Here is a 19,709-nt window from a genome sequence, read left to right on the forward strand (position 1 = left end):
ACGCGGTGCGGTGGGTGCGTCGGGAGATCCGTCCGATACGCTGCGGTCACGGTGATTCCCGGCGGTGGGAGGGTGCGAGGCATGTCGAGCAACGATCTCGATGCCCTGTTGCGGGTGACCTCCAGCACCTATCGGGGCGAGACGCCGCCCGACATCGCCTTCGGCACCTACGACGGCGCCGTGGGCAGGCTGGTGCTGGCCGTGACGGGCAAGGGCATCGCGGCGTGCAGCTTCGAGGCGGAGAACGACGTGTTCGAGCTGGTCACCAGGCATGTGGGCAGCTTCATCGGGCCCGAAGCCAGGCGGCTCGACCCGGTGCGCAGGGAGCTCGACGCGTACTTCTCCGGGCGGCTGCGCACGTTCGCCACGCCGGTGGACCTGGCGCTGGCCACGCCGTTCGCGCGCACGGTGCTGCAGAAGACCATGGCCGTGCCCTACGGCACCACCACGACGCTGGAGCGGATCGGCGAGAGCATCGGCCGGCCGCGCGCGCTGCGGGCGATCGGCAACGCGCTGGCCTCCAACCCCGTCTGCGTGATCGTGCCCTGCCACCGGGTGGTGCGCGAGGACGGCGCGCTCGGCGACTACGCGGGCGGCGCGTCCGCCAAGCAGCACCTGCTCAACGTCGAACGGAAGGCTTCCGCACCAGCAGGCCGATGAGCAGCGTGACCAGCGCGGCCACCAGTGCCCCGCCCAGCGCGCCGTTCATCCACACCTGCCGGGTGAAGCCGATGGCCTCGCGCGCGGACGCCCAGAACCCGTCCCACGCCGCGATGGTCGGCGTCGAGGTCGTCAGCCAGTAGGCGGCGAAGCCCAGCGCCCACGGCACCAGCATGGACCAGCGCGAGGGCGCGTTCTCCTCGGTGTTCCAGCGGCGGGAGCCGCCCAGCAGGAAGTAGTCCACGGCCAGCACCGCGAACATCGGCACGAACACCGCCCCGATCACGCCCAGGAACGCGCCGTACGACGTCACGTCCACGAGCAGGGCGATCACGACGGTGAGCACCCCGATGGCGACCGAGAAGGCGCGCCGGTCCACGCGCGGCATCAGGTTCTGCAGCGAGACCGTGGTGGAGTAGACGTTGGCGAAGGACTGGTCGGTCTCGCGCAGCACCAGGATGGCGAAGAACAGCGCGCCCAGCGGCACCGCGACGAACGTGCCGAACACGGCGTCCGCGTTGCCCGCGATGGCCACCGCGTACACGCCCAGCCCCAGGCAGGCCACCTGGGCGAGCGTGTAACCGCCGACCACCCCGGTGAAGGCGGCGCCGGTGGAGCGCGAGTGCCGGGCGAAGTCGGCCGCCATCGGCACCCACGACACCGACAGCGCGATCACGTAGTCGACCGCGGCGGGGAAGGCGGTCCACGAGCCGCCCTCCTGCGCCGGCGCCTCACGCAGGAAGAACCAGGCGAACCAGACCATCGCGATGATGACGCCGATCGTGACGTACCGGCGCAGCACCCGGACGGCCCCGAGCGGCCAGATCGTCAGCGCGGTGGTCAGCACCCCCGCCACGACCACCCACACCGCGTACGGCACCGCCGGAAAGATCGCCCCGGCGGCCGTGGCGATCACCCAGAGCTCGAACGCGCCCCAGCCGAGCATCTGCACGATGTTCAGCACCGTCGGCATGTAGGAGATCCGCGCCCCGAACAGCCCGCGCAGCAGCACCATCGCCGGCTGCCCCGTCTGCGTGCCCGGGATGGCCGACAGCCCCACCATGGCCGTGCCGATCAGGCTGCCGACCACGGTCGCCACGAGCGCCGCCGCCAGGCTGAGCGGGGCGTTGCCGAGCGGGTTGACCAGGAACATCGCCCCGGAGAAGCCGAGGAGGCTGACGCCGAGGTTCGCCCAGAGCGCGCCCTGGTCGAGCACGCCCAGCGTCTTCGGCGGCCGGCCTTCGAGTGTCAGCGGAACTTCGTCGGCGACATGCGTCATCGCACACTCCCTACGCCGGCATTACCCGGACAGGTTCAGGCGGTCGGCAGCGGATCAAGTAGCTGCCCTCTCAGCCCGGCACCCCGAGCTCCCGCGACGATCTGTAGTTGGCGCCCTCATCATGCCTCAATGACGGCGAAACCGCCATAGTGGGCGAGTTCAGGCCACGTACGGAGGCTGTCCCGTCTCGCTGACCATCGGCTTGCTCGCGGACTCCCACGCCTGCATGCCGCCCCCCACGTTGACCGCGTCGCGCCCGAGCTGGTTGAGCCAGGCCGCCACGTTCATGGAGCGGCCGCCCACCCGGCAGACGACGTAGACGGTGCGGTCGCCGGGCACCTCGTCCACCCGGCCCTGGATCTGGGTCATCGGGATGTGCACGGCCTCGGGCGCGTGGCCCGCGAGCCATTCGTCCTGCTCGCGGACGTCGAGCAGGTAGGCGTCTGCGGGAACGGCGCTGGCCTCGATCTCGGGAACGGTCATGACTCCATCATCTCGCGTCGCGAGTCGTAGGAAGCACGCGCCGCGATGATCTCCTCCTGGTGCTGTTCGGTCCAGGTGACCAGGGACTTGATGGTCTGGTGCAGGGTGCGGCCGAGCGGCGTCAGCGCGTAGTCCACGCGGGGTGGCACGACCGGGTGGACCGTGCGGCTGACCAGGCCGTCGCGTTCGAGCTGGCGCAGGGTGACGCTGAGCATGCGCTGGCTGATGCCGTCGATCTCGCGGCGGAGCTGGGTGAAGCGCAGGCTCTGGCAGTCGAGCAGCGCGATCACCAGCAGCGACCACTTGTCAGCGATGCGGTCGAGGATCTGGCGGACCTCGCAGTCCTCCCGCACGTCCCACTGGCGCACGTCGTAGTCGTCGTCCACGGTGCCTTCGCAGTAACCGAGTGATCGAGAAGTGCCTTCTTCCACAAGAAACCATGCTGGCGCATGATGTGGGGCGGTTACAAGAGAGAACCGACCTTCCTAGAAGTAACCGGGGGTTTGTTGTGTCTGTCCCTGCCCGTACCTGGGGCGTACTGATCGTTTTGTGCGGGGCCATCTTCCTGGAGGGCATCGACGTGGCGATGCTGAACGTCGCCCTCCCGTCCATCCGGGCCGACCTCGGGCTGTCCACCGGCATGCTGAGCGGGGTCGTGAGCGCGTACGTGCTCGGCTACGGCGGTTTCATGCTGCTCGGCGGCCGGGCGGCCGACCTGCTGGGGCGGCGGCGGATGTTCCTGTTCTGGCTGGTGGTGTTCCTGCTGTTCTCGGGGCTCGGCGGCTTCGCGGACGAGGGGTGGGTGCTGCTGGTGGCCAGGTTCGTCACCGGGGTGGCCGCCGCGTTCATGACGCCCGCCGGCCTGTCCCTGATCACCACGAACTTCCCCGAGGGCCCCCAGCGCAACAGGGCCCTGCTCATCTACGCCGGCACGGCCGCGGGCGGCTTCGCGCTCGGGCTGGTGATCGGCGGGCTGCTGGCCGCGATCGGCTGGCGCTGGGTGTTCTTCGCCCCCGTGCTGCTGGCGCTGGTCATCCTGGTCGCCGCCATCCCCCTGATCAAGGACCAGGGGGAGCGCCGGGCGGCGGGCGGCTTCGACGTGGCGGGCGCGATCAGCGTCACCGGCGCGATGATCCTGCTCGTCTACGGCGTCGTCCGCCTGGAGCACCTCTCCGACGGCCCGCTCCTGACGGCCGCGGCCTTCGCCGGGGGCCTGGCCCTGCTGGCGATCTTCGTCGCCGTCGAACGCCGCTCCGCCGCCCCGCTCGTCCGGCTCGGGATCCTGCGCTCGGGCCCGCTGGTCCGCGCGAACGTCATGGCCGCGCTGCTCACGGCCTCGTTCTTCGGCTTCCAGTTCCTGGTCACGCTGTACCTCCAGGAGCTGCGCGGCTGGTCCACCATCCAGACGGGGCTGGCCCTGCTGGCGGCCGCCGCGGACGTGGTGCTGGCCCCCACGCTCACGCCGTGGCTGGTCAACCGGTTCGGCAACGCCAAGGTCGTGCTCGGCGGCCTGGTGTCGGGACTGCTGGCGTACGCGCTGTTCCTCGGGGTGGGCCTGGACTGGACGTACGCGGCCATGCTGCCGTCGATGCTGCTGATCGGCCTGATGTTCGCCTTCGTCTACGGCCCGCTGACGATCGTGGCCACGGACGGCATCGCCGAGCACGAGCAGGGCCTGGCAGGCGGCCTGATCAACTCCTCGTTCCAGTTCGGCGCGGCCCTCGGCCTGTCGATGGTGACCGCTGTGAACGTGGCGGCCCTGGGCGCGGCGACGGGCGCCGAGGCCGGGTTGGAGGCGATGCGCACGGCCCTGGTCGTGCCGGTCACGGCCACGCTGCTGGCCGCGCTCATCGGCGTCGCGGGCCTGCGTACGCGAGCCCGCAAGCCCGCCGGGGACGAGGTGCTGAGCGCTACTTGAGCAGCTTGGACAGGCGGCGGTCGGCCAGCGGCTTGCCGCCTGTCTGGCAGGTGGGGCAGTACTGCAACGACGAGTCGGCGAACGAGACCTCCCTGATCGTGTCGCCGCACACGTCGCAGGGCTGCCCCGTGCGGTTGTGCACGCGCAGGCCCGACTTCTTCTCCGCCTTGAGGTCCTTGGCCGCCAGCCCGTGCGCGCGCTCGACGGCGTCGCTCAGCGTGGTGACGATGGCCTCGTGCAGGTCGGCGATCTGGGCGTCGGTCAGCGTGGCCGCGATCTTGAACGGGGACATCTTCGCGGCGTGCAGCACCTCGTCGGAGTAGGCGTTCCCGATGCCCGCGATCACCTTCTGGTCGCGCAGGAGGCCCTTGATCTGGGTACGGTTGCCGCCGACGATGCGCTTGAGCGCCTCGACGGTGAAGGACTCGGCGAGCGGGTCGGGGCCGAGCGCGGCAACACCAGGCACATCGTCCGGATTTTTCGTGACATAGACGGCGAGCCGCTTCTGCGTCCCCGCCTCCGTCAGCTCGAAGCCCGGCGCCAGCCCCTCGTCGTCGGGCGCCAGCCTGACCCGGACCGCCAGCGGCCCCTTGCCAGGCCGTACCGGCTTGGCGCCGGACAGGTCGTCACGCCAGCGCAGCCACCCCGCGCGGGCCAGGTGGATGACCAGGTGCAGGCCGTCGCAGTCGAGGTCGAGGAACTTGCCGTGCCTGGCCACGCCCGTGACGGTCAGCCCGCCGAGCGCCGTGACCGGCGGATCGAACGTCTTGAGCGCCTGGAAGGCGACCACGTCGACGCCGAGGATCGTGCGGCCCACCGCCCGCTCGCGCAGGAAGTGGGTGAGTGACTCCACTTCGGGAAGTTCGGGCATGCCACCAGGGTACGTGCCTCACCCGGCCGTCACGGCACGTCCCAGAACGCCAGCTCGTGCCTCATCCCCTCGGCGAACAGCTCCTCGGCGCGGGCCGGATCCGGCCGGGCCTCGTCGATCATCTGCCCGATCCGCACGGTGAGCGCGGCGAACCCCGGATCCGCGTACGTGTCCACCCAGGCCCGGTAGCGCGGCTCCTCGGGCGGGTCCTCCGCCAGGATCCGCCCGAGGTTCGAATATCCCCACATGCACGGGTACAGCGCGGCCAGCCCCTCCCCGTACGAACCGGCCGATTCCAGCAGGAACTCCGTGTACGCCGCGCACGCCGGCCCCTTCACCGCCCCTTCCAGATCGGCCCCGAACTCCGCCGACATCGACCGGTGCAGGCTCAGCTCGTCGTGGAAGGTGGTGTGCGCCAGATCCACCAGGTCGCCCAGGTGCGCGTCCGGCGCCTGCCAGGCCAGCCGCGCGAACACCCGTACATAGTCCAGCAGGAACAGGTAGTCCTGCTCCAGCCACGACCGGAACACCGGCTCCGGCAGGTCCCCGCGCCCGATCCCGGCGACGGTGGCGTGGCCGAGCTGGGCCTGCAGCAGCGGGCGGCCGATGGCGTGAAGTCTTTCCGACATGCTCATGATCGGGAGATTAGTGTTCTTGACATGACGGTGACGATCGCCGAGGAACTCCTGCTGCTCGCCTACAGCGACGACAAGGGCAAGCCGCTCATCGCCGACAGCCGCCTCGACCACGCCGTGGCCGGTGCGCTCCTGGCCGAGCTGGCCGTCCGCGGCCGGGTGGAGCTGACGGGCAGGACGCTGACGGGCAGAAAGCTGACCGTCAGGGACCCGAGGCCGCTCCGCGACGAGCTGCTCGACGGCGTGCTGAACCACATGGCCAAGCGGAGCGACAGGAGCCCGTCCTGGTGGCTGCAGAGGCTGGAGAAGCACGACCGGCGCATGCGCCTGCTCTCCCGGCTCGCCGCCATGGGCGTGCTGAGGGAGCAGCGTGACAAGGCGCTGGGCATCTTCACGGTCACCACCTGGCCGACGGCCTTCCCCGGCGTGGAGGCCGCCGTGCGGCAACGCGTGTCCGCGGCCCTGGCGGGCGCCCATCACGACGAGCGCACCGCCGCGCTGATCGGCCTCGTCCACTCCGCCGGCCTCACCCGCAAGGCCTTCCCCGGCGCCGACAGGAGGCGCTTCAAGCACTTCGCCGCGGGCGCCTGGGCGTCCGGGCCGGTGGCGTCCACCGTCGCCTCCATCAACTCGGCCGTCAAGGCGTCCTCCTCCGGAGGAGCGGGCGGTGAGGGAGGCGACGGCGGCTGAGGACACCTCAGCTCGCGTCCACGACCTCCTTCGGCACCGGCTGGTCCGACTTCAACGCGTCGAACAGCGCCAGCGCCTTCGCCCGGTCCCACTTGACCGCCGTGCCGCCACCCGGGATCACCTCGTTGCCGCCGAACGGCACCACCGTGGTCACCGGGCTGTCACCCATGGCCAGCCCCAGCGAGAGCATGTTGAACGCGCCCGTGCCCGAGTCGACCTCGACCGCGTCCGTGGCGCTGAACGCCAGCGGGATCGAGGTGAACGGGTTGAGCAGCACGCCCGGGCTCGCGGCCTTCTTCACCACCGCGCCGAGGAACTGCCGCTGCCGCTTGGTCCGCTCGAAGTCGGGCAGCGCGCCGCCCTTGCGGGTGCGTACGTAGCCGAGCGCCTGCGAGCCGTTGAGCTCCTGGACGCCCTTCTTCAGGTTGAGGCCCGCCTTGGGGTCGTTCACGGCCGCGCGCACGTTGATCTCGACCCCGCCGATGGCGTCCACGATGTCCACGAAGCCGGCGAAGCCGATCTCCATGTAGTGGTCCACGTGCACCCCCGTGACCGTCTCCACGGTGCGGACGAGCAGCTTGGGGCCGCCGATGGCGTACGCGGAGTTGAGCTTGTCGCGGCCCTTGCCGGGGATGGTGACGGCCGAGTCGCGCGGCAGGCTGACCAGCGTGGGCTTGTCGCTGCCCTCGGGGATGTGCAGCAGCATCATCGAGTCCGTACGCTGCCCCGCGGCCTGCCCGGTGGCCAGCTTCTTGCGCTGGGCGGCGGTCAGGCCCTTGCGGCTGTCGGAGCCGACGAGCAGCCAGTTGGTGCCCGGGGTGTCGGCGGGCCGGCCCTCGTAGTCGTCGAGCACCCCGTCGATGCCCGAGAGCCGCGAGTCGATCACGAAGAACAGCGCCACGGCCGCGACCAGCAGCACCACCAGGAGCCCGGCGACCACGGCGACGACCGCCTTCCAGGAGATCCTCCTGCGCGGGCCCCTGGGCCCTCCGCCACGCCCGGCAGGGCCTCCCGGCCCTCTGGGCGGCTCCTGGCCGCGCGATTTGAACGGCCTGACCGGGCTCTTGCCCGAACGTTCGCGCCCGTAGACCCGCGAGCTCCCCCGCACGGGCTCGTCGACCCGCGGCGACTCGGGAACCTGGGCAGCGGCGGGAAGCTTGTGAGTCGGCGCTCCCGGCCCTCCCGAGGGAAGGTGGTGAGCGGGCGCGCCCCCCGAGCGCAGGCCGTCACTGGGCCGTGGCGGGAGCGGGCGGCCGTCGCCTGGTGAGCGCATGGCCCGGGTCCGGTCGTCCTCGGTCACTTCGCCTTCTTCCCTTCGCTTTGTCATAGACGCTACGTCCAACCCCCCAGCAGTGAAGACGTTCCGCCAAGGTTTCTCCACGGAAAAGTACGCGGAACTAGCTGAGAGTCACTGCGGAAACATAGATGCCACCTGCATCGTTACGGTTATGGACGACCTCTATCGAAGGGATGATCGTGTCCGATCCGGACCCGTGGAGTCTTCGCCCGTGCACGGGCACGGGTTCCTCTGAGGGCTCACTGCGGTGAGCGCCTATCTCGGGCTGCTGGCCCTCTTGCTTCTCACCGCGGCGACCGGCTATTTCGTCGCCCAGGAGTTCGCCTTCGTCGCCGCCGACCGGGGGGCGCTGCGCGAGCAGGCCGCCGCCGGCGACACCTCCGCCGAGAAGGCGCTCCAAGTAACTTCCCGCCTGTCCTTCATGCTCTCCGGCGCCCAGCTGGGCATCACCGTGACAGCGCTGCTGGTCGGCTTCCTGGCCGAGCCCGCGATCGCCACGCTCGTACGGCCGTGGCTGGCCGGCACGGGCCTGTCCGACGGAATGATCACAGGCATCTCCGTCGCGGCCGGCGTCTTCGTGGCGACCGTGGTGCAGATGGTGCTCGGCGAGCTGGCGCCCAAGAACCTGGGCATCGCCAGGCCGGAGCAGGTGGCCAAGTTCCTGGCCCGCTCGACGCTGATCTACCTGGCGGTCGTGGGCCCGGTGGTCAGGCTGTTCGACTCGGCCGCGACGGGCCTGCTCAGGCGCGTCGGCGTCGAGCCCGTGGAGGAGGTGGAGCACGGCGCCACCCCCGAGGAGCTGTCCCGCATCATCGCGGAGTCGACCCAGGCGGGTGAGCTGCCGCCCAGGCTCTCCGACCTCCTGGAGCGGGCGCTGGAGTTCGGCGACCGCACGGCGGAGGAGATCATGGTCCCCCGCCCCCGGGTGGTGGTCCTGCGTGCCTCGCAGCCGATCAGCGACCTCCTCGAGGTCATGCGCGAATGCGGCCACTCCCGCTACCCCGTGGTGGGCCAGGACGGCGACGTGACCGGCGTCACGGGCGTGCGCGAGCTGCTCGCCTCCGGCCTGGAGGAGGGCAGCATCTCCGCGATCACGCGGCCCGCCCTGCTGGTGCCCGACTCGGTCCCACTCCCTGCCGTGCTCGACAGGATGCGGGCGGCCAAGGACGACATCGTCTGCGTCATCGACGAGTACGGCGGCCTGGCGGGCGTCATCACCATCGAGGACCTGGCAGAGGAGCTGGTCGGCGAGCTGGTGGACGAGAACGACCCCGAGCCGGTGGGCGCCGTCGAGCACCCGGGCGGTATCTGGGAGATCCCGGGCAGCCTCCGGCTCGACGAGGTCGAGCGCGCGACGGGGGTGGCGTTGCCGGAGAGCGACGAGTACGACACCCTCGCCGGCCTGGTCCTGGCCAGGCTGGGCAGGATGCCCGACCCCGGCGACACGGTGACCGTACCGATCGACGCCAACACCGATCCCTTCACTGAGGACGTTGAGGAGCACCGGGCGGAGCTGACGGTGATCTCGCTCAACCGGCGGGTGCCCGAATGGGTGCGCCTGACGCCGCTGCGGCACGCGGAGGCGACGTCCCGATGACCATGATCATTCTAAGCCTCGCGTTGCTGGCCTTCAACGCGCTCTTCGTGGCGGCGGAGTTCGCCTTCGTCTCCTCCCGGCGTCACCGGCTGGAGGAGATGGCGGCGGGCGGCAACCGGCTCGTCAGGATCGCGGCCAGGTCGGCGGCGGGCGGCAGCCGCCAGCTCTCCCTGATGCTGGCCGGCGCCCAGCTCGGCATCACGCTCTGCACCCTGGGCCTCGGCCAGGTGACGGAGCCCGCGCTGGAGCACTACCTGGAGCCGGTCTTCGCGGCGATCGGCGTGCCGGAGGCCATGCGGCTGCCGATCGCGCTGGTGATCGCCCTGGCCCTGGTGACGTTCCTGCACATGGTCATCGGCGAGATGGCCCCGAAGTCGTGGGCCCTGACCCACCCCGAGCGGGCGGCGCTGCTGCTGACCTTCCCGTTCAGGGCGTTCACCACGGTCATGCGCCCGCTGCTCTCGGCGCTGAACGGGCTGACGAACCTGATCCTGCACCTCTTCGGCGTCCAGGCCAGGGACGAGCTGGCCACGACCAGGACCCCGCGCCAGCTCGCCATGCTGGTGGGCGAGTCGGGCCGGATGGGCCTGCTGGACCGGGAGGAGCACGACCTCCTGACCAGGGCGCTGCGCCTGGACGACGAGGGCATCGAGCGCCTCATGGTGCCCATCGACCGGGTGGTCAAGGTCAGGGCGACGGCGACGGCCGCGGAGATCAGGTCGACCGCGGCGGGCAGTGCCCACCTGAGGCTCCTGGTGGAGGGCCCGAACGGCGTGGAGGGCGCCCTGCACGTACGGGAGGCCCTGCTGAAGCCGGAGAGCAAGGCGTCGGACCTCATCAGGCCGCTGCCCAGGCTCCAGTGCACCACCCAGGTGCCCGAGGCCGTCACGGCCCTCCAGGAGGCCAGGTCCCACCTGGCCCTGGTGACGAACGCGGCGCAGGAGGTCATCGGCATGGTGAGCCTCACCGATCTGGTCGGCGAGCTGCTGGACACCAGAGCGGCGTGATCCGGGCGGGCGGGGGCGCCGAATCCGGTGCGCCCCCGTTTCACCCGGGACGGCGGTGTGAGCTAAATCACTCAAGCCATTCGAAAGTGATCTGCAAGTGAGGGCATCTAGGGTCTCCATGCGGAGCACAGCCCGTACTGACAAGGTCGCGACAAAGAAGTAGCCCCGACTCTTGCGAACCGGGGCTTGTTTCGTCAGTGTGGGTCTGCCGATTTCATCGGTGACCCCGAGTGGGCGAGGAGGGATTTGAACCCTCACGTCCTTTCGGACACACGGACCTGAACCGTGCGCGTCTGCCGTTCCGCCACCCGCCCTTGTGGGTGCGGAAAGAACATTAGCACGGAACAGCCACTGGTACTGAACCCGGATACGATCGCATAAGACACGGGAGCGGAGGAGCTGGGCGCGAGGGCCGACGAGCGCCTGGACGACCGTGACGTGGAACGAGCGGAGACCGGGCGCCGATAGCGTCTCGGGGCCGCGATCATATGCACGGAGGAAGGGAGGTACCCGGTGGGAGTCCTTCAGCGCTTCGAGCGAAGGCTCGAAGGCCTGGTGGAGGGAGCCTTTGCGCGGGCGTTCAAATCTGACCTTCAGCCGGTCGAGGTCGCCAGCGCGGTTCAGCGGGAGATGGATGAGCGTGCGGCGATCGTCGCTCAAGGTCGCACGCTCGTGCCCAACGACTTCGTGGTGGAGCTGTCCACGACCGACAGCGAGAGGCTTGAGGTCTACGCCGACAGCATCAGCCACGAACTGGCCAACCTCGCCAGGGAGTACGCCAAGGAACAGGGCTACTCCTTTGTGGGACCGGTCCGGGTCCGCTTCGAGACCGCCGGCGACCTGGCTGTGGGTCTGTTCCGCATCAGATCGGGCGTCATCCGTGGCGCGACGGTCGAGCAGGACGAGATCCGTCAGCCGGCGAGCGACCTGCCTCCGTCGAGGCCCGGCGCGTTCAACGGGCGGCCGCGGCTGCTCGTCTCCACCCAGGATGACCCGCAGGGCGACCGCTCCTACGAGCTCACCACTCCGGTGACCTTGCTCGGCAGGGGCACCGACTGCGATCTTCGTCTCGTCGATCCAGGAGTCTCGCGGCACCATGCGGAGCTGCGCGTCGAGGGCCAGACCGTGGTTCTCGTGGATCTCGGATCGACGAACGGCACTTTCGTCAATGGCCAGCCGGTACGCAGGATCGAGCTCCAGAACGGCACAAGAGTGACGTTGGGGCGCACGACTCTGGTGTTCCGGCGCGATTAGGGGTAGACAGACGGTCCATGTCCGAGCTCACGCTGCTGCTGATCCGGCTCGCTTTCCTGGCGGTGCTGTGGTTCTTCGTCATTGCCGCAGTCGGCGTGATCCGGACTGACTTGTTCGGCTCACGCACGGCTCCCGCGGGCGCACGTAAGGCCGCGAAACCCGCCAAACCCGTGGCCAAGCCCAAGAGCAAGAAGGGCGAGCCACGCCAGCTCATCGTCACCGGTGGCCCACTCCAAGGCACCACCATCGACCTCACGGAGACGCCCATCACCATTGGCCGGGCCAATGACGCCACGCTGGTAGTCACCGACGACTACGCTTCCAGCCGGCATGCCCGGCTCTTTCCTCAGGACGGTCAATGGATCGTGGAAGATCTTGGGTCCACCAACGGCACGTATCTCGACCGCTCGAAAGTCACCCGCCCGACCCCGGTGCCGCTCGGTGTTCCGATCCGCGTCGGCAAGACAGTCATTGAATTGCGCAAATGACCATCGCACTCCGCTACGCCGCCCGCTCGGACGTCGGCCTCCTCCGCGAAGGGAACGAGGACTCGGCGTACGCTAGCGGCCGCCTGCTCGCCGTCGCCGACGGCATGGGCGGGCACGCACACGGCGAGGTGGCGAGCTCAGTCGCCATCGCCGCCATGGCCTCTCTGGAAGAGGCCCAACAGGGGGGTGACCTGCTCAACGCCATCGAGGCAGCGGTACGCGACGCCAACCGCAAGCTGCACGAAATGGTGGGGCGGGATCCCAGCCTCAAAGGCATGGGCACGACTCTCACGGCCATGCTCTGGAACGGCACCCAGGTCGCGCTGGTGCACGTGGGCGACTCACGCGCCTACCTGCTCAGACGCGGGGAGCTCTACCAGATCACGCATGACCACACGCTGGTGCAGCAGCTCGTCGACGACGGGCGCATCACGCCGGAAGAGGCGGCCACGCATCCGCAGCGCTCGATCCTGCTGCGCGCGCTCGACGGCAGTGGCGAGGTCGATCCCGACCTCACGCTCCGCGAGGCGCAGGTGGGCGATCGTTACCTCCTGTGCTCCGACGGCCTGTCGGGCGTGGTGAGCGCCGAGACGCTGCACGCCACGCTCACCAACATCGACGACCCGGAAGAGGTCGTCCGCCAGCTCATCGACCTGGCGAACAGAGGGGGCGGGCCGGACAACATCACGTGCGTGCTGGCCGATGTGCTGGAGATCACCGATGGGCAGCAGGTGCCCGCCGAGGCCGCCGTCGTCGGCGCCGCGGGCATGAGCCGGCTGCACGGTAATCCACAGGACACCTCGCCGGGGCGAGTCAACGCGGTGACCGCACCCCAGCCGGTGATCACCGACGGTGAGTTCGACGAGCCGGACGCCCCTCAGGCGTCCCGGCGGTCGGGCAGGCGCCGTCGTGTGTGGCCCGTGCTGGTCACCGTGTTGGGCATTGGCGTCGTGGCCGTCGGCGTCGGCGGTTACTTTGGATATCAGTGGACCCAGGACCAGTTCTTCGTCGGAGCGAGGGGCGACGAGGTGGTCGTGTTCCAGGGGATCCAGAGGGAGCTGGGGCCGATCCCGCTGTTCCACGTCTCCAAGCCCACAGGCAAGAAGCTCTCCAGCCTGTCGGAGGCGGACCAGGCTCTGATCAAGGGTGGCATCCCGGTCACCACCGAGGCCGAAGGCATAACGAGGATCAACAGCTTGAAGTTCGCCGACACTGAACCGAAGGAAGAGGCGACCGCGGAGGCGACCTCCACCCCCACGCCGACCGTGTCAGCCACCGCCACCAAGTCGAAACAGCAGTAGATGAGCGAAGTCGCCGTCTCCCCCGTCCCGATGCCGGCCAAGCGGCGCGGGGCGCAGCTGATCATGCTCGCGCTCGCGGTGCTGATCGTCATGGGCGCGTACGCCAACGTGGGCCTGGCCATCGACGGGCAGGTGCCCGCGGGCATGCTGACGTACGGCCTGAGCCTGGGCGGCCTGATGCTGGCCGCCTACCTGGTGCTGGCCAAGTTCGCGCCGTGGGCCGACCCCCTGATCCTGCCGCTGGTTACGCTGGTCAACGGCATCGGCCTGGTCGTGATCTACCGGCTGGAGAGCGCTCCCATGAAGGGCGCGTCCGCGACCAACCAGATCATCATGACCGGGATCGGCGTGGTGCTGTTCGCCGTGACGCTGCTGGTCCTGCGCGACCACCGGGCGTTGCAGCGGCTGACGTACACCGCCGGGCTGGTCGGCGTGGTGCTGCTCATCTCGCCGCTGGTGCCGGGGCTGGGCAAGGAGATCAACGGCGCGCGGATCTGGATCGGGTTCGGCTCGGCGACCATCCAGCCGGCCGAGTTCGCCAAGATCGCGCTGGTCGTCTTCTTCGCCGGCTACCTCGTCGCCAAGCGCGACGTGCTGGCGCTGGCCGGGCGCCGGCTGCTCTTCATCGACCTGCCCAGGGCCCGCGACCTCGGCCCGGTGCTGATCACCTGGGCGGTCGCCATCGGCGTCCTGGTGCTGCAGAAGGACCTGGGCTCGTCGCTGCTGCTGTTCGGCGGCTTCGTGGTGATGCTCTACATCGCCACCCAGCGCACGTCGTGGGTGCTCATCGGCATCCTGCTGTTCGTCGGCGGCGCGTTCCTGGCCGGGCAGCTCTTCTCCCACGTGGGCGACCGCTTCGACGTCTGGCTCAACCCCAGCTCTGCCGAGTTCTACGAGCGGGAGTTCGGCGGCAGCTACCAGATCATGCAGGGCCTGTTCGGCCTGGGTGCCGGCGGCATCCTGGGCACCGGGCTCGGCCAGGGGCACCCCGAGCTGATCCCGCTGGCCTTCTCCGACTTCATCTTCAACGCCACCGGCGAGGAGCTCGGCCTGACCGGGCTGATGGCGATCCTGATGATCTACGCGCTGATCGTCCAGCGCGGCCTGCGCACCTCCCTGGCGGCCCGCGACCCGTTCTCCAAGCTGCTGGCGGGCGGCCTGTCGTTCATCCTGGCCTGGCAGGTCTTCATCATCGTCGGCGGCGTGACGAACCTCATCCCGCTGACCGGCCTGGTGACGCCGTTCATGTCCCAGGGCGGCTCGGCCCTCCTGGCTAACTGGATCCTTATCGCGCTGCTGGTACGAACGTCAGATGCCGCCAGACGCCCCCCGCCTCAAGCGATCCAGAACGAAGGACTGACGCAGGTGTTCCAGCGATGAACGGCACTCTGAAGCGCGTGGCCGTGGCGTGCCTGGCCATGTTCGCGCTCCTGATGATCAATGTGAACTTCCTCCAGGCCGTACGGGCGGAGGAGTACCGGACGGACCCGCGCAACACCCGCAACTACTACGACCGCTACGCCATCGAGCGGGGCCGCATCACCGCCGGCGGCAAGGTGCTCGCGCAGTCCGTCGAGACCAAGGACAGCGACTTCAAGTTCGTCAGGAAGTACACCGACGGCAAGCTGTACGCGCACGTCACGGGCTACTTCTCGCCCGAGAGCGAGAGCGCGATCGAGCGCAGCGAGAACGCCCTGCTCGACGGCTCCAGCGCGGACCTGCTGCTGCGGCGCAGCATCGACCTGTTCACGGGCGAGCCGACCAGGGGCGCCAGCGTCGATCTCACGATCAACCCCAAGGCCCAGAAGGCGGCCTACGACGCGCTGCGCAACAGCGGCAAGCGCGGGGCCGTGATCGCGCTGGACCCCAAGACGGGGGCGATCCTGGCGATGGTCTCGCTGCCCACGTTCGACCCGGCCGAGCTGTCGGGCACCGACAAGGGCACGGTCTTCAAGAGGTACGACGAGCTGGACGCCGACAAGAGCCAGCCGCTGCTCAACCGTACGATCTCGCAGACGTACCCGCCGGGCTCCACGTTCAAGGTCGTGACCATGGCGGCCTACCTGGAGGCCGACTCCTCGCGCGGCCCGCAGACGACCGTGGCGGCGCCGCAGCGGCTGCCGCTGCCCCAGACGAACATCAGCCTGCCCAACTACGGCGGCGCCGCCTGCGGCAGCGGCCAGGTGACGCTGGTGTACGCGCTGGAGAAGTCCTGCAACACGCCCTTCGCGTCGATGGGCATGGAGCTGGGCTTCGACGCGATGAAGGAGCAGACGGAGAAGTTCGGCATGGGCACGCCGGTGTCCGTGCCGATGGCCGCGGCGCAGAGCGACTTCGGCAAGGACTACGACAAGGCCGCGCTGGCCATGGCCTCGATCGGGCAGCGTGACAACCGGATGACGCCGCTGCAGATGGCCATGATCGCGGCGGGCATCGCCAACGACGGCACGGTGATGAAGCCGTACCTGGTCAACAAGATCACCGACGCCAAGGGCGACGCGATCGAGGAGGCCGAGCCCGACGAGCTGAAGACGGATGCGGTCAGCTCCGAGACGGCGGCCAAGCTGCGCGAGATGATGGCGAGCGTCGTGAGCAACGGCACCGCCAACCTGGCGCAGGTCCCAGGCGTCCAAGTAGCGGGTAAGACAGGCACGGCGGAGACCCTCGACGGGGCGCCGCCGCACGCCTGGTTCATCTCCTTCGCGCCCGCCGAGGACCCGAAGGTGGCCCTGGCGGTCATCGTCGAGTCCGGCGCGGCCAACGTCGGGGCGGAGGCGACCGGCGGCCACACCGCCGCGCCGATCGCGAAGGCCGTGCTGGAGGCGGTGCTGAACAAGTGAGTGACGGTAACCTGCTGGGTCATGCGGCTCCGTAACCGCTACCTCCTGGTCTCCCGCATCGCCACGGGCGGTATGGGAGAGGTGTGGCGTGCCCGTGACGAACTGCTCGGGCGCGAGGTGGCGGTGAAGATCCTGCGCAGCCACATCTACGCCGATCCCACCTTCCGCGAACGTTTCCGCAACGAGGCGCGGCTGACGGCCGCGCTGGCGGACCCCGGCGTGGCGCAGATCTTCGACTACGGCGAGCAGAGCGAGCTGGCCTATCTCGTCATGGAGCTGGTGCACGGCGAGCCACTGTCGGCCATCCTGGCTCGCAACGGCGCCATCGGGCCCGAGGTGGCGCTCGACGTGGTGCACCAGACGGCCAAGGCGCTGCACGCCGCGCACTCGGCGGGCATCATCCACCGCGACATCAAGCCGGGCAACCTGCTGGTCACCCCCGAGGGCACCATCAAGGTGACGGACTTCGGGATCGCGCGCGCCCTGGAGGCGGCGCCGGTGACGCAGACCGGCACGGTGCTGGGCACCGCCCAGTACGTCAGCCCCGAGCAGGCGCAGGGCTTCCCGCTCACGCCCGCGACGGATCTGTACTCCCTGGGCGTGGTGGCCTACGAGTGTCTGTCGGGTCGCACGCCGTTCCGCGGTGACAGCCAGGTGGCGATCGCGCTGCAGCACCTCAACGAGCAGCCGCCGCCGCTCGGCGTGGACGTGCCGGCGCAGGTGCGGGAGCTGGTCATGGCGCTGCTGGCCAAGGAGCCCGCGCAGCGGCCCGCGACGGCGCTGGAGGCGGCCGACCGGGCGTACGTGCTGCGGGAGTCGCTGGCGGGCGTCGAGCACGTGCCCGAGCTCAGCATGCTCACCGACCCCGGAGGCTTCCGCGTACGCGAGCCGGCCCCCGAGGACGAGCGGCAGACGGACGACCTCGCCCCCGCCACCACGGTGCAGGAGCAGCCGCCGCGCAAGCGGAGGGGTGCCAGGACGCTGGCGCTGGTGGCCACGGCGGGCTGTGCGGCGGCCGTGGGGCTCACCGCGGTGACGCTCGCCGACCGGGAGCCGCCGGGGCGGCCGCCCGAGGTGGCCGAGCCGTCGCAGACTCCCACGGCGACGCTGACCCCGGATCAGGTCAAGCCGACGAAGACGAAGAATCGAACGCGTCGGCCGCCGGTGGTTCCGGTCAAGTCGCCGAAGCCTATACCCTCGCGGTCGGCTACGGTAAGCAAGTCGGCTACTCCTACCAAGAAGCCGACCCCGAAACCGACCCCGAAACCGACCCGAACCCCTACGCCCACCCCGACCCCAACGCCCACCACTACCCCGACAACTCCGACACCCACCGCCTCGCCGGACCCGGGTGATACGAACCCGCCCAAGGAGGAGACGTGATGCGCCATGGGGTCGATGATGGACACCGGCGGCCCCCCGAGCAGGCCGGTACCCAAGATGAACGGTAAGGGACAGTGCAGGAAATGACTCAGCCTCGGCTACTCGGAGGTCGCTACGAGCTCGACGGCGTCGTCGGGCGCGGCGGCATGGCCGAGGTGTATCGCGCCCGAGACATCCGGCTGGACCGCATAGTCGCGATCAAGACCCTCCGCTCCGATCTGGCGCGCGACCACACCTTCCAGGCCCGGTTCCGCCGTGAGGCGCAGTCGGCGGCCTCCCTGAACCACCCGGCCGTCGTCGCCGTCTACGACACCGGCGAGGATGTCACCGACGGCACCCCCGTGCCGTACATCGTGATGGAGTACGTCGACGGCAGGACGCTGCGCGACCTGCTGCGCCAGGACCGGCGGCTGCTCCCCGAGCGGGCGGTCGAGCTGGTCGACGGCATCCTGCGCGCGCTCGACTACAGCCACCGCGGCGGCATCGTGCACCGCGACATCAAGCCGGCCAACGTGATGATCACGCGTGCCGGCGACGTCAAGGTGATGGACTTCGGCATCGCGCGCGCGATGGCCGACTCCGCGGCCACGATGACGCAGACCGCCCAGGTGATCGGCACCGCCCAGTACCTGTCGCCCGAGCAGGCGCGCGGCGAGCGGGTCGACGCCCGCAGCGACATCTACTCCACCGGCTGCCTGCTGTACGAGCTGCTGACCGGCCAGCCGCCGTTCACCGGCGACTCCCCGGTCGCGATCGCCTACCAGCACGTGCGCGAGGATCCCATCCCGCCGTCCCAGATCGACCCGGAGATCCCGCAGTGGGCCGACGCCATCGTGCTCAAGGCCATGGCGAAGGACCCGGCGCACCGCTACCAGAACGCGGGCGAGATGCGCGCCGACATCCAGCGGGCGATGTCCGGCATGCCGGTCGACGCCCAGACGATGGTGGCGAGCAACTACAACCAGGGCACGCGCATGATGACCGCCACGCAGGCGGCTCAGGGCCCGGCCACGCAGCGCACCACCGCGGTCCCGCCGTACGAGTACGACGAGGGCGGCGGGCGCGGCGGCCGGCGCAGGGCCTCGGGCGGCGGCAACGCGCTCAAGACCGCGCTGTGGATCATCATCCCGCTGCTCATCATCGGCGGGTTCATCACGGTCGGCTACGTGGTGTTCAGCGGCGGTGGCGGCACGCCGACCGATTCCCAGGTGCAGATCCCCGATCTCGCCTCGCAGGAGCGGTCGTACGCGGAGGGACAGCTCACCGACCTGGAGCTCAAGGTCGAGGTGGTGCAGGAGGCCAGCACCGAGGTCGAGAAGGACGCCGTCATCCGGACGGATCCCAAGGCCGGCACCAAGGTCGAGAAGAACTCCCCGGTCAAGCTGATCGTCTCCAGCGGGCCCAAGAAGGTCAAGGTGCCCGCCGACCTCGTCGGCATGTCCCAGGCGGACGCGGAGGCGGCCCTGGAGAAGGCGGGCCTGACCGGCGTCGTCAAGACGCGGAACTCCACCAAGCCGCAGGGCACGGTCGTCGCCACCGATCCCAAGGCGGGCACGGAGATCGAGGAGGGTGGCTCCGTCACCCTGTTCGTGCCGAAGGCGCTCAGCGAGGTGCCCAGCGTGATCGGCCTCACCGAGGAGGACGCCAAGGCGCAGCTCTCGGGCGCGGGCTTCAAGCCCAAGGTCGTCCGGCAGGCCGACGCCGCCCCCGAGGGCACCGTGGTGCAGCAGAACCCCGGTGAGGGGGAGAAGTTCACGGCGGGCACGACCGTCACGATCGTGGTCTCCACCGGCCCCGCGGACGAGCCGACCGACGGGTTCCCGACGGACCAGCCGACGGACGACTTCCCGACCGACGAGCCGACGGACGACTTCCCGACCGACGAACCCACCGACGACAACCCGATCGGTGACGACGGCCTCGGCGGTGACTTCGGCGGCTGAGACCCCGCACGCACGGCGAAGGGCCGCCCCTCCGGGGGCGGCCCTTCCGCATGTACGGGGGTT

Annotated in this window: 18 protein-coding genes, 1 tRNA gene and 1 riboswitch; of the genes, 12 read left to right on the forward strand and 7 right to left on the reverse strand. The window is 69.9% G+C overall.

Annotation, left to right across the window (positions count from 1 at the left end; translation table 11 throughout):
* Window positions 1-81 precede the first annotated feature (81 nt).
* Window positions 82-660 (forward strand): methylated-DNA--[protein]-cysteine S-methyltransferase, encoded by a 579-nt coding sequence (locus HD593_RS57270; protein WP_185111204.1) that lies wholly within the window; start codon window positions 82-84, stop codon window positions 658-660.
* Here the strand turns inward: HD593_RS57270 and HD593_RS57275 are convergent.
* From HD593_RS57275 to HD593_RS57285, 3 genes are all read right to left on the reverse strand, one after another.
* Window positions 620-1,939, reverse strand: coding sequence for a purine-cytosine permease family protein (locus HD593_RS57275; protein WP_185111205.1), 1,320 nt, complete (start codon window positions 1,937-1,939; stop codon window positions 620-622). The two genes, HD593_RS57270 and HD593_RS57275, sit on opposite strands and share 41 nt — an antisense overlap.
* Window positions 1,930-2,044, reverse strand: a riboswitch (TPP riboswitch). (Overlaps the previous gene by 10 nt.)
* Window positions 2,045-2,098: 54 nt before the next feature.
* On the reverse strand, window positions 2,099-2,422 hold the full coding sequence (locus HD593_RS57280) for a rhodanese-like domain-containing protein (RefSeq protein WP_185111206.1): 324 nt from the start codon (window positions 2,420-2,422) through the stop codon (window positions 2,099-2,101).
* On the reverse strand, window positions 2,419-2,808 hold the full coding sequence (locus HD593_RS57285; RefSeq protein ID WP_312904406.1) for a winged helix-turn-helix transcriptional regulator: 390 nt from the start codon (window positions 2,806-2,808) through the stop codon (window positions 2,419-2,421). The genes HD593_RS57280 and HD593_RS57285 overlap by 4 nt, the downstream gene beginning before the upstream one ends.
* Before the next feature lie 161 nt (window positions 2,809-2,969).
* On the opposite strand from HD593_RS57285, the gene HD593_RS57290 reads away from it, so the two are divergent.
* On the forward strand, window positions 2,970-4,340 hold the full coding sequence (locus HD593_RS57290) for an MFS transporter (protein ID WP_246547301.1): 1,371 nt from the start codon (window positions 2,970-2,972) through the stop codon (window positions 4,338-4,340).
* On the opposite strand, the gene HD593_RS57295 is transcribed toward HD593_RS57290, so the two are convergent.
* Together HD593_RS57295 and HD593_RS57300 are read right to left on the reverse strand one after the other, a co-directional pair.
* Window positions 4,333-5,211 carry an Fpg/Nei family DNA glycosylase gene (locus tag HD593_RS57295; RefSeq protein WP_185111209.1) on the reverse strand — a complete coding sequence of 293 codons (879 nt, stop codon included), beginning with the start codon at window positions 5,209-5,211 and terminating at the stop codon, window positions 4,333-4,335. The genes HD593_RS57290 and HD593_RS57295 overlap by 8 nt on opposite strands.
* 29 nt (window positions 5,212-5,240) lie before the next feature.
* Entirely contained in the window at window positions 5,241-5,846 is a 606-nt protein-coding gene (locus HD593_RS57300; RefSeq protein ID WP_185111210.1) for a TenA family protein, read from the reverse strand.
* Window positions 5,847-5,870: 24 nt separating this feature from the next.
* On the opposite strand from HD593_RS57300, the gene HD593_RS57305 reads away from it, so the two are divergent.
* Complete coding sequence (locus HD593_RS57305) at window positions 5,871-6,536, forward strand: GOLPH3/VPS74 family protein (RefSeq protein ID WP_185111211.1); 666 nt, start codon at window positions 5,871-5,873, stop codon at window positions 6,534-6,536.
* Window positions 6,537-6,543: 7 nt separating this feature from the next.
* On the opposite strand, the gene HD593_RS57310 is transcribed toward HD593_RS57305, so the two are convergent.
* Window positions 6,544-7,836 carry an LCP family protein gene (locus tag HD593_RS57310; RefSeq protein ID WP_312904407.1) on the reverse strand — a complete coding sequence of 431 codons (1,293 nt, stop codon included), beginning with the start codon at window positions 7,834-7,836 and terminating at the stop codon, window positions 6,544-6,546.
* A gap of 244 nt (window positions 7,837-8,080) precedes the next feature.
* On the opposite strand from HD593_RS57310, the gene HD593_RS57315 reads away from it, so the two are divergent.
* Window positions 8,081-9,430: a hemolysin family protein gene (locus HD593_RS57315; RefSeq protein ID WP_185111212.1), complete on the forward strand. Its 1,350-nt coding sequence runs from the start codon at window positions 8,081-8,083 to the stop codon at window positions 9,428-9,430.
* Between the two features lie 2 nt (window positions 9,431-9,432).
* The gene (locus HD593_RS57320) at window positions 9,433-10,437 is read left to right on the forward strand and encodes a hemolysin family protein (RefSeq protein ID WP_312904408.1); all 1,005 of its coding nucleotides are present in this window, start codon (window positions 9,433-9,435) and stop codon (window positions 10,435-10,437) included.
* A 231-nt stretch (window positions 10,438-10,668) separates the two neighbouring features.
* On the opposite strand, the gene HD593_RS57325 is transcribed toward HD593_RS57320, so the two are convergent.
* Window positions 10,669-10,751, reverse strand: a tRNA-Leu gene (locus HD593_RS57325).
* A gap of 199 nt (window positions 10,752-10,950) precedes the next feature.
* Here HD593_RS57325 and HD593_RS57330 point away from each other — a divergent pair.
* The 7 genes from HD593_RS57330 to pknB all read left to right on the forward strand — a co-directional run bounded on the left by HD593_RS57330 (window position 10,951) and on the right by pknB (window position 19,646).
* A complete protein-coding gene (locus tag HD593_RS57330; RefSeq protein WP_185111214.1) occupies window positions 10,951-11,691 on the forward strand; it encodes an FhaA domain-containing protein in 741 nt (246 codons plus the stop codon).
* A 17-nt stretch (window positions 11,692-11,708) separates the two neighbouring features.
* Window positions 11,709-12,179 (forward strand): FHA domain-containing protein FhaB/FipA, encoded by a 471-nt coding sequence (locus tag HD593_RS57335; RefSeq protein ID WP_080044005.1) that lies wholly within the window; start codon window positions 11,709-11,711, stop codon window positions 12,177-12,179.
* The gene (locus HD593_RS57340; protein ID WP_185111215.1) at window positions 12,176-13,480 is read left to right on the forward strand and encodes a Stp1/IreP family PP2C-type Ser/Thr phosphatase; all 1,305 of its coding nucleotides are present in this window, start codon (window positions 12,176-12,178) and stop codon (window positions 13,478-13,480) included. Before HD593_RS57335 ends, HD593_RS57340 begins: the two co-directional genes overlap by 4 nt.
* A complete protein-coding gene (locus HD593_RS57345; RefSeq protein ID WP_185111216.1) occupies window positions 13,481-14,860 on the forward strand; it encodes an FtsW/RodA/SpoVE family cell cycle protein in 1,380 nt (459 codons plus the stop codon).
* Window positions 14,857-16,320 (forward strand): peptidoglycan D,D-transpeptidase FtsI family protein, encoded by a 1,464-nt coding sequence (locus HD593_RS57350; protein WP_185111217.1) that lies wholly within the window; start codon window positions 14,857-14,859, stop codon window positions 16,318-16,320. Before HD593_RS57345 ends, HD593_RS57350 begins: the two co-directional genes overlap by 4 nt.
* Window positions 16,321-16,341: 21 nt before the next feature.
* The gene (locus HD593_RS57355) at window positions 16,342-17,703 is read left to right on the forward strand and encodes a serine/threonine-protein kinase (protein WP_185111218.1); all 1,362 of its coding nucleotides are present in this window, start codon (window positions 16,342-16,344) and stop codon (window positions 17,701-17,703) included.
* 83 nt (window positions 17,704-17,786) lie between these two features.
* Entirely contained in the window at window positions 17,787-19,646 is a 1,860-nt protein-coding gene (gene pknB / locus HD593_RS57360) for a Stk1 family PASTA domain-containing Ser/Thr kinase (protein ID WP_185111219.1), read from the forward strand.
* The last annotated feature ends 63 nt before the right edge of the window (window positions 19,647-19,709 follow it).

The organism is Nonomuraea rubra, from assembly GCF_014207985.1.
GTDB lineage: Bacteria > Actinomycetota > Actinomycetes > Streptosporangiales > Streptosporangiaceae > Nonomuraea > Nonomuraea rubra.